Annotated in this window: 8 protein-coding genes; 6 read left to right on the forward strand and 2 right to left on the reverse strand. The window is 69.1% G+C overall.

The window, feature by feature from the left end:
* Both ACFDTH_RS15400 and ACFDTH_RS15405 read left to right on the forward strand, forming a co-directional pair.
* On the forward strand, positions 1 to 1712 hold a 1712-nt coding region (locus ACFDTH_RS15400), incomplete at its 5' end, for a DUF1989 domain-containing protein (RefSeq protein ID WP_375288443.1).
* A 57-nt stretch (positions 1713 to 1769) separates the two neighbouring features.
* Complete coding sequence (locus ACFDTH_RS15405) at positions 1770 to 3086, forward strand: ammonium transporter (protein ID WP_375288444.1); 1317 nt, start codon at positions 1770 to 1772, stop codon at positions 3084 to 3086.
* A gap of 22 nt (positions 3087 to 3108) precedes the next feature.
* On the opposite strand, the gene ACFDTH_RS15410 is transcribed toward ACFDTH_RS15405, so the two are convergent.
* Both ACFDTH_RS15410 and ACFDTH_RS15415 read right to left on the reverse strand, forming a co-directional pair.
* On the reverse strand, positions 3109 to 3768 hold the full coding sequence (locus ACFDTH_RS15410) for a helix-turn-helix domain-containing protein (RefSeq protein ID WP_375288445.1): 660 nt from the start codon (positions 3766 to 3768) through the stop codon (positions 3109 to 3111).
* 71 nt (positions 3769 to 3839) lie between these two features.
* The gene (locus tag ACFDTH_RS15415) at positions 3840 to 4841 is read right to left on the reverse strand and encodes a GlxA family transcriptional regulator (protein WP_375288446.1); all 1002 of its coding nucleotides are present in this window, start codon (positions 4839 to 4841) and stop codon (positions 3840 to 3842) included.
* Positions 4842 to 4929: 88 nt separating this feature from the next.
* Here ACFDTH_RS15415 and ACFDTH_RS15420 point away from each other — a divergent pair, with 88 nt between their 5' ends.
* The 4 genes from ACFDTH_RS15420 to ACFDTH_RS15435 are packed head-to-tail and all read left to right on the forward strand — an operon-like array spanning position 4930 to position 9901.
* Entirely contained in the window at positions 4930 to 6183 is a 1254-nt protein-coding gene (locus ACFDTH_RS15420) for a sarcosine oxidase subunit beta family protein (RefSeq protein ID WP_375288447.1), read from the forward strand.
* Between the two features lie 10 nt (positions 6184 to 6193).
* Positions 6194 to 6445 (forward strand): sarcosine oxidase subunit delta, encoded by a 252-nt coding sequence (locus tag ACFDTH_RS15425; RefSeq protein ID WP_375288448.1) that lies wholly within the window; start codon positions 6194 to 6196, stop codon positions 6443 to 6445.
* A complete protein-coding gene (locus ACFDTH_RS15430; protein ID WP_375288449.1) occupies positions 6442 to 9405 on the forward strand; it encodes a sarcosine oxidase subunit alpha family protein in 2964 nt (987 codons plus the stop codon). Before ACFDTH_RS15425 ends, ACFDTH_RS15430 begins: the two co-directional genes overlap by 4 nt.
* Entirely contained in the window at positions 9398 to 9901 is a 504-nt protein-coding gene (locus ACFDTH_RS15435) for a sarcosine oxidase subunit gamma (protein ID WP_375288450.1), read from the forward strand. Before ACFDTH_RS15430 ends, ACFDTH_RS15435 begins: the two co-directional genes overlap by 8 nt.
* Positions 9902 to 9981 lie beyond the last annotated feature (80 nt).

Below are 9981 nucleotides of genomic sequence, written 5' to 3' on the forward strand. Positions count from 1 at the left end.
AGGGAAAACAGTGCTCCGACTTCCTCGCGTTCGACGCGGCGGCGCTGGAGCATGGCACCGAACTGGGGTTGGACCCCACCGTCACCCGCACGCTGATGGGCAATGCCTTCGCCAAGCCGGGGCTGCACTCGCGCTATTTCGATGCCGAGATGCGCCCGCTGGTGGAGATCGTGCGGGATACCGTGGGGCGGCACGATACCTTCCTGCTGGCGTGCAGCGCGAAATATTACGAAGACCTAGGCTATCCGGGCCACGATAACTGCACCGACAATTTCAACCGCGAGCTCCAGCCGCAAGGCGTGGCGCCACGCAAGGGCTGGCCGGCGATCAACTTCTTCTACAACACCGCGGTCGACGAGCATGAGCAGATCGGGTTCGACGAGCCCTGGTCCCGGCCCGGCGACTATGTGCTACTGCGCGCGCTGACCGACCTGGTCTGCGCTTCCTCTTCCTGCGCCGACGATATCGACGCGGCGAACGGCTGGAACCCCACCGACATCCATGTGCGCGTCTATGACGCAGGCGCCGCGCTCAGCCCAGGGATCGCCCATCGCATGACTCCCGATGCCCCGCCCCGGTTGACACGGGAGAGCGGCTTCCACCCGCGCACCGCGCCGCTGACCCGCACCTTCGTCGAATATCGCGGCTTCTGGCTGCCCGGTTGCTTCACCGGCGAGGGGCCGATCGCCGAATATTGGGCATGTCGCGAGCGTGCGGTGGTGATGGATCTCTCCCCGCTGCGCAAGTTCGAGGTGACCGGGCCCGATGCCGAGGCGCTGATGCAGCTGGCGATGACGCGGGACATATCGAAGGTGGCGGTCGGCCAGATCGTCTACACCGCGATGTGCCACGAGACCGGCGGGATGATCGACGACGGCACCGTCTTCCGGATGGGCACGCACGCCTTCCGCTGGGTGTGCGGCGAGGATTACAGCGGCGTGTGGCTGCGCGAGCTGGCCGCGCGCGAGGGCCTGAACGTCTTCGTGAAATCCTCGACGGACCAGTTGCACAATGTCGCGCTGCAGGGCCCCCTCGCCCGCCAAATCCTGGCGCCGCTGGTCGTCACCCCGCGCCACCTCGCCACTGTGGAGGAGCTGAAGTGGTTCCGCTTCACGACGGGGCGGATCGGCGACGTGCCGGTGATGGTCTCGCGCACCGGCTATACCGGCGAGCTGGGCTATGAGATCTGGTGCCATCCCACGAAGGCACCCGCCTTGTGGGATGCGCTGTTCGAGGCGGGAGCGCCGCACGGGATGCTGCCCTTCGGGCTCGACGCGCTGGACATGGTGCGGATCGAGGCGGGCCTGGTGTTCGCCGGCTACGACTTCTGCGATCAGACCGATCCGTTCGAGGCCGGCATCGGCTTTACTGTGCCCAAGGCCAAGACCGCACGCTACATCGGCGACGAGACGCTGCGCCGCCGTCGCGAGGCGCCGCAGCGCGCGCTGGTCGGGCTGGACATCGAGGGCGGCGAGCCCGTCGCTCACGGCGATCCCGTCTACCGCGGCCGGATGCAGATGGGCGTGATCACCAGCGCGACGCGGTCGCCCATCCTGGGCAAGACGATCGCACTGGCGCGGGTGGACGTCTCCGCGTCGGAGCTTGGCACCGCGCTGGAAATCGGCAAGCTTGACGGCCACCAGAAACGGATCGGGGCGACGGTGGTGCGGTTCCCGCACTATGATCCCGACAAGACGCGTGTGCGGGCCTGACCGACACGCGCGACCGGGGGGGTGCCGCGGCCGGACGGACAGGGGGGTTGCGACACGATGCGGATTGAAGGTTGGCGGCGCACCGCGGTTGGCCTGGGGATACTGGCGACGATTGTGCCGGGGCAAGCGATCGCGCAGGCGCCCGCGCCGGCGCTGAGCGGCGCGGATACCGCCTTCGTCGCGTGCTGCTCGCTGTTCGTGATGCTGATGATGCTGCCGGGGCTGGCGCTGTTCTACGGCGGGCTGGCGCGGACCAAGAACGTGCTCTCGATCTTGACTCAGGTGTTCGCCACCGCCGCGATGGTGTGCGTGCTGTGGACGATGGTCGGCTATTCGCTGGCCTTCGACGCCACCGGCAGCATGCCCGCGGTGATCGGCGGCGTCGGCAAGCTGTTCCTGAACGGCGTGACGGCGGACTCGCTGGTCGGCACCATCCCCGAATACCTCTATTTGCTGTTCATGATGCTGTTCGCGGCGATCACCCCGCCGATCATCGTCGGGGCCTTCGCGGAGCGGATCCGGTTCCCGGCGGTGCTGGTGTTCATGGCCGTCTGGTTCCTGATCAACTACGTCCCGATGGCGCACATGGCGTGGGGCGGCGGCTGGGTGTTCGGCGTGGGTGTCCAGGATTTCGCGGGCGGCAACGTGGTGCATCTGAATGCCGGCATCGCCGCGCTGGTCGCCGCGATCGTGATCGGGCCCCGCCACGGCCTGGGCACTCCCGCGATGGCGCCACATAACATGACGATGGTGTTCACCGGCGGCGCGATGCTGTGGGTGGGGTGGCTGGCCTTCTGCGGTGGCTGCGCGCTGGTGGCGAACGGCTTCGCGATGCTGATCATGGTCAACACCCTGCTCGGCGGCGCGGCAGGCGCGCTGTCCTGGCTGGCGGTGGAATGGGTCCAACGCGGCCGACCGAGCACGCTGGGCGCGGTCTCCGGCGCGATCGCGGGGCTGGTGGCGATCACCCCGGCCTGCGGCTTCGTCTCGCCGATGGGCGCGATCGGGGTGGGTCTGCTGGTCTCCCCCGCCTGCGTCTGGGCGGTGGAGAGCCTGAAGCATCGCTTCGGCTATGACGATTCGTTCGACGTGTTCGGCGTCCACGGCGTGGGCGCGATCGTCGGCGGATTGCTGACCACCGTGTTCGCCACGCCTGCGCTGGGGGGCACCGGCTATCTCCAGGATCGCGGCTTCCTGGGCCAGATGGGGGTGCAGCTGGGGATCATGGCGTTCAGCGCGCTGGTCTGCATCGTCACCACGCTGATCGCGCTCAAGATCGCGGACCTGACCGTGGGGCTGCGGGTGGGGCCGGAGGAGGAGCAGGCCGGCCTGGACATCACCACGCACGGCGAGAGCGCCTACCGCCTCAGCTGATCATGCTGCCCGCGCGGGGCTGTCAGGCGGCGCTGCGCGGGTAGATGATGATCGAGAGGTAGCGGGTCAGCTGGCCGAAAAGCTCCTCGGGCCCGTGCTGCGCACCCGAATCGAACAGCAATGTGTCGCCGGGCCGCAGGTGGTAGGTCTCGCTGCCGTGCCGGTAGGAGACCTCGCCCTCCAGCATGAAGATCAGTTCGGATCCCTGGTGCGCGAAGCTGGTGTGCGGTTGCGCGCCCTCGCGCAGCGTGATGAGGTACGGCTCTACCATCACCTCGCCGCGAAGCAGATGGCCGAGCAGCTGGTAATTGTGGCCGGATTTGGTGCCGCGCCGCTCGATGCTCACCCCCTGCCCGGCCGGCACGAACGAGCAGTCCTGCCGCTCCTCGACCGAGCTGAACAGCGTGGAGATCGGCACGGACAGCGCGCGCGCGATCGACTGGATCGTGGTCAGCGAGGGGGAGATGCCGCCGTTCTCGATCTTGGACATCATGCCCAGCGAGATGTTCGCCGCGCTCGCAAGATCGGAAACGGACAGATCCTGCCGGCGGCGCAGCAGGCGAATCTGGTTGCCCAGTTCCTTCTCCAACTGGCGCGGATCGACCGATGGCGCGCCGGAGCCGGTGCGGTAGTCCTCGGGGTCGGGCGCGGCCGCTTCAGCGGCCCGCAACGATCTGCTCATTGCCATTTCCTCATCCGATCTCGCGCCGTGCGCTTGCGTGTCCGTGCCATCAAGCGTGAAATTTCTTTCCCCTAGCGCAACGTGGCGGCGATGTCGGCCCGTTTCTGATCCATCGCGGAGGGTCGTGCGTCACGCGGCGCTATTCCGAAGCGCGCCTTGAAGACGCGCGAGAAGTGGCTGGCGCTCGCGAAGCCGGACGCCACCGCAACGTCGGTGACCGACAGGCCGGTGGCGCGCAGGAGATGGCGGGCATGATCCAGCCGGAGGCGCAGATACGCCTCACCGATACCGGTGCCCAAAAGCCTTTGGAACAGCCGCTCCAGCTGCCGTCGCGAAAGGCCCGCCGTGATCGCGAGGGACTCCGGCCCCAGCGGCTCCTCGAGTGCCCCCTCCATCGCAGCGAGCGCACGCAGCAGCCGCGCATCGTGCACGCCAAACCGATCGGCGGGGCTCGCACGCTGGGATCGATCGGGCCCCCGCGCATCGGTACGGATGAACCATTCCCCCACGCGCAGCGCCAGGTCCGGGCCGTGATCGCGGCCGATCAGCGCGATCGCCAGGTCCAGCCCGGCGGTGCCGCCCGCGCAGGTCATCCGCTGCCGGTCGATCACATACAGCCCCCCCTCCAGCGCGACGCGCGGGAAGCCGTCGCGGAGCAGGTCCGCATGCTCCCAATGTACCGTGGCGCGATGACCATCGAGGAGGCCCGCGCGCGCGAGGAGATACGGCCCGCCCGAGACCCCACCGAGCGCCGTTCCCAAGCTCGCCAGCCTGCGCAGCCAGGCGAAGGTCGCCGTATCGGCGAAGCGCCGGGGGTCGCCCCCCGCCACCACGAACAGCAGGTCGCACGACGCGTCCTCCCCCACCCGCCGGTCGGCGAGGACCATTACCCCGTTGGAGGCCGCGACCGGTCCGCCGTCGACCGAGAAATGCGTCCAGCGATAGCGTGCCTGCCCGCCCAGCGCATTGGCGGCGCGAAACGGCTCGATCAGCGAGGCGTAGGAGAGCAGCGCGTAATCGTCGATCAGCAACAGGCCGAGGTGGATTTCCGCTTGTGCGTCGCTGATGGGCATAATCATGCCGCATAGGGACAAGCGGTGGGCCGTGGAAGAACATATCTTTCTTCACAGGCAACATCTCAAGGATCGGTCCGTTTCACCGATGCGCTACTCCGGCTTCAGCCTTCTGACCAACGCCCTGCGCGGGCATCGCGGCTGGCGGCCCGCCTGGCGCGACGCCGCGCCCCGGCCGGCCTATGACGTGCTAGTGATCGGCGGGGGCGGCCACGGCCTCGCCACCGCTTATTATCTCGCGAAGAACCATGGCATCCATCGCGTCGCAGTGGTGGAGCGCGGCTGGATCGGGGGCGGCAACGCAGGGCGCAACACCACGATCATCCGTTCGAACTACGGCCTGCCCGGCAACGAACCCTTCTACGAATGGTCGATGAAGCTGTGGGAGGGCCTGGAGCAGGACCTGAACTACAATGCGATGGTCAGCCAGCGCGGCGTGCTCAACCTCTATCATTCGGATGCGCAGCGCGACGCCTACGCCCGGCGCGGCAATGCGATGCGGCTGCACGGCGTGGATGCGGAACTGCTCGACCAGGACGGCGTACGCAAGATGGCGCCTTTCCTGGACTTCGAAGGCGCGCGCTTTCCGATTCAGGGCGGCCTGCTCCAGCGCCGCGGCGGCACCGCGCGGCATGACGCCGTGGTCTGGGGCTATGCCCGCGCCGCATCGGACCGCGGCGTGGACATCATCCAGAACTGCGCGGTCACCGGCTTCCTGCGCGACGCCTCCGGCGCGGTGACCGGCGTGGAGACGACGCGCGGGCCGATCTGCGCGGGCAAGGTGGGCATGGCGGTCGCCGGGCACAGTTCGGTCGTCGCGGCGATGGCAGACCTGCGCCTGCCGATCGAGAGCCACGTCCTCCAGGCCTTCGTCAGCGAGGGGTTGAAGCCGCTGATCCCGGGCGTGATCACCTTCGGCGCGGGGCATTTCTACATCAGCCAGTCCGACAAGGGCGGGCTGGTCTTCGGCGGCGATATCGATGGGTACAACAGCTACGCCCAGCGCGGCAACCTGCCGGTGATCGAAGACGTGTGCGAGGGAGGTATGGCGCTGATGCCGATGATCGGTCGCGCCCGCCTGCTGCGCGCCTGGGGCGGCGTGATGGACATGACGATGGACGGCTCCCCGATCATCGACCATGCGCCCGTGCCCGGCCTCTATGTCAACGCCGGCTGGTGCTATGGCGGGTTCAAGGCGACGCCCGCCTCCGGCTGGTGCTTCGCCCATCTGCTCGCCACCGATACGCCGCACGAGACCGCCGCCGCCTTCCGGCTCGATCGCTTCCGCTTGGGGGCGGTGATCGACGAGAAGGGCCAGGGCGCGCAGCCCAACCTGCACTGAGGCGACACGCATGAGGATTCCCTGCCCCTATTGCGGCGAGCGTGACGCCCAGGAGTTCGTCTATCGCGGCGATGCCGCCCCGCGCCGGCCCGACGATGCGGAGGGCTTCCACGATTTCGTCTACCTTCGCGACAATGTCGCCGGCCCGATGCGCGAACTGTGGTACCATGCTCAGGGCTGCCGCACCTGGATCGAGGTGACGCGCGATACCCGCGACCATGCGATCCTGGCCAGCACCCTCGCGGGGGGCGGCGCGGCATGAGCGGCTACCGCCTCGCCACGGGCGGTCTTGTCGACCGTTCCGCACCGCTCGGCTTCAGTTTCGACGGGCGCGCGATGACCGGGCTGACCGGAGACACGCTCGCCTCCGCGCTGATGGCGAACGGCGTGGGGTTGGTCGGCCGGTCGTTCAAATACCATCGCCCCCGCGGCGTGCTGACCGCCGGGCCGGCGGAACCCAATGCGCTGGTGACCTTGCGCACCGGCGCGCATGCCGAGCCGAACACCACTGCGACCACGATCGAACTGTACGACGGCCTTGCCGCAAGCAGCCAGAACCGCTGGCCCAGCCTGGCGTTCGACGCGATGGCGGTGAACCAGCTGGCCTCGCCGCTGTTCGTCGCCGGTTTCTACTACAAGACGTTCATGTGGCCGGCGAAGGCATGGGAGAAGCTGTACGAACCGGCGATCCGCCGCGCCGCCGGCCTCGGCGCGCTCTCCGGCCTGCCCGATCCCGACAGCTATGACCGCGAGCATGATTTCTGCGACCTGCTGGTGATCGGCGCGGGCCCCGCCGGACTGGCGGCGGCGCTGGCGGCGGGCCGCGCGGGGCTGCGCGTGATCCTGGCGGAAACCGACGCGCGCGCTGGCGGCCAGCTGCTCGCCGAGCGGCACGAGGTGGCCGGCATGTCGGGTGTCGCCTGGGTCGATCTCGCGCTTGCCGAGCTCCGCGGCATGGCGAACGTGCGCGTACTGACCCGGACGACGGTGTTCGGCGTGTTCGACGGGCACGAATATGGCGCGGTGGAGCGCATCTCCGACCACCTCCCTGCCCCGCTGCCGGGCCAGCCGAAGCAGCGCCTTTGGAAGATCGTCGCCCGCCACGCGCTCCTCGCCAGCGGCGCGACGGAGCGGCCCATCACCTTCGCCAACAACGATCGCCCGGGCGTGATGCTGGCCTCCGCCGCACAGGCCTATGCCACGCGTCATGCGGTGGCGCCGGGACGGTGCGGCATCGTCTTCACTACCGGTGATAGCGGCTGGCGCGCCGCGATGGACCTGCTCTCGGCAGGCGTCACCCTTACCGCCGTGGTGGACAGCCGGACGGAGGCCCCGCCGATGGCGGAGGCGGTGCGCCGCACCGGGGTACGTGTGTTCGCCGGCGCCGTGGTCCAGAGCGTGCATGGGCGCGTCATGCGGGGCGCCACCATCCGCGACGCGCAGGGAAAAGATCATCGCGTTTCCGCCGATTTCCTGGGCATGGCCGGCGGCTGGAACCCGGCGGTCGGCATCGGCAGCAACATGGGCGCGAAGCCGGTCTGGTCCGAAGACCTTCACGCCTTCGTGCTGCGCGACGGTCCTCCCGGGCTGCGCACGGCGGGGGCGGCGGACGGCCACATGGCGCTGCACGCGGCGCTCGCCAGCGGGATTGCCGCCGCCGGGGAGATCGCCGCCGCGCTAGGTCACGCTGGCGCCGCGATGACGGTGCCGGATGCCAGCGACGATCCGTCGCGGGTTTCGCCGCTGTGGCATGTACCCGGCGGCAAGGGCAAAGCGTTTGTCGATTTCCAGCATGACGTGACCGACAAGGATATCGCGCTCGCCGCGCGCGAGGGCTTCGTCTCGATCGAGCATCTCAAGCGCTACACCACTTTGGGCATGGCGACCGACCAGGGTAAGACCGGCCAGCTCAACGGCCACGCGCTGCTCGCCGCCGCGACCGGCAAGTCGATCGCGGAGGCGGGCACCATCCGTTCGCGCCCGCCCTATCTGCCGGTGTCTCTCGGCGTGCTCGCCGGCCACCATCGCGCCGCGGATTTCCGGCCCGAGCGGCATACCGCCGCGCACGACTGGACGCGCGAACGCGGCGCGGTCTTCGTGGATGCAGGCCAGTGGAAGCGCGCGCAATATTTTCCGCGCCCCGGCGAGGCGGACTGGCTGGAGACGGTGAACCGGGAGGTGGCGGCCACGCGCACCGGCGTCGGCATCTGCGACGTTTCCACCCTGGGCAAGATCGACGTGCTGGGGCCGGACGCCGGAGCGCTGCTCGATCGGCTCTACGCCAACATGATGTCCTCGCTGAAGGTCGGGCGCGCCCGCTATGGCCTGATGCTGCGCGAGGACGGCTTCGTGTTCGATGACGGCACCGTGACCCGGTTCGCCGACGATCGCTTCTTTGTCACCACCACCACCGCCAATGCGGCGCGGGTGATGCAGCATATCGACCACGCCCGGCAGGTGACCTGGCCTGGGCTGGACGTGCAGGCGACGTCGGTGACCGAGAATTGGTCCACCTATGCGGTCGCCGGGCCCAAGGCGCGCGCGCTGCTCCAGGCGGCATTCCCCCATGTCCCACTCGACGATGCGGCGCTGCCCTACATGGGGGCGGCGATGTTCCGCTGGCACGACATGCCCGGCCGGATCTATCGCCTCTCCTTCTCGGGCGAGCTGGCCTATGAGGTGAGCGTACCCGCCCGCCATGGCGCCGCGCTGGTGCAGCACCTGTTCGCCGCGGGCGATCCGCTCGACGTCGTTCCCTATGGCACCGAGGCGCTGGGGGTGATGCGGATCGAGAAGGGCCATGTCGCGGGCAACGAACTGAATGGCCAAACCACCGCCGCCGATCTGGGGCTGGGCCGCATGCTTTCCACGAAGAAGGACTTCATCGGCCGTGCGATGGCGCAGCGTCCGGCGCTGGTCGATCCGGCGCGTCCCACCCTTGTCGGGCTCCGGCCGATCGGCGACGCGCGGCTCCGCGCGGGCGCGCACCTGCTGCCCGCCGGCATCGCCATCCGCACCGCCTCCGACGACCAGGGCCATGTCACCTCCGCGGCCTTCTCCCCGACGCTGGGCCACTGGATCGGCCTCGCGCTGCTGGCGAACGGCCCGGCGCGTCAGGGCGAGCGGGTGATCGTCCACGATCCGGTCCGCGATGGCGATGTCGAGGCGGAGGTCTGCTCCCCCGTCTTCGTCGATCCCGAAGGAGCGCGCCTCCATGGCTGATGCGCTGACCATCACCGAGCGGCCAGGCCTCGCCATCGCCAGCGTCATGGCGCGCAAGGGCGTCGGTGCCGCCGCGATCGGCGAGGCGCTGGGCCTCGTCGCGCCCACCCGCCCCGCCTTCGTCGCCGGCACCGATCTGGCCCTGCTCGGCACCGGGCCCGGCACCTGGCTGGCGATGGCCGAGACCGACTCGCTGGACTGGGCAGACGGGTTGCAGGAACGTCTCTCCGGCCTCGCCTCCATCACCGACCAGAGCAGCAGCTATGTCGTCACGCGGCTATCGGGCTCCGATGCACGACGCCTGCTTCGCCGCGGCCTATCGATCGATCTGCATCCCGACGCCTTCGGCCCCGGCTCGGCGGCGACCAGCGTGATCGCGCATATCGGCGTGATCGTCTGGCAGGTCGACGACGCTCCCACCTACGACCTCGCGGTGTTCCGCAGCCTGCATGCCGGCCTGCGGCACTGGATCGAGATCACCGCCGCTTCCCTCTGACACGAAGAACAGGGCCTCCGATGATCGCATTATCCTGCCTGCTGACGCTCTATTGCTCCAACCAGCCCGGCATCGTCGCG

This window comes from Sphingomonas sp. (assembly GCF_042096255.1).
Lineage (GTDB): Bacteria > Pseudomonadota > Alphaproteobacteria > Sphingomonadales > Sphingomonadaceae > Sphingomonas.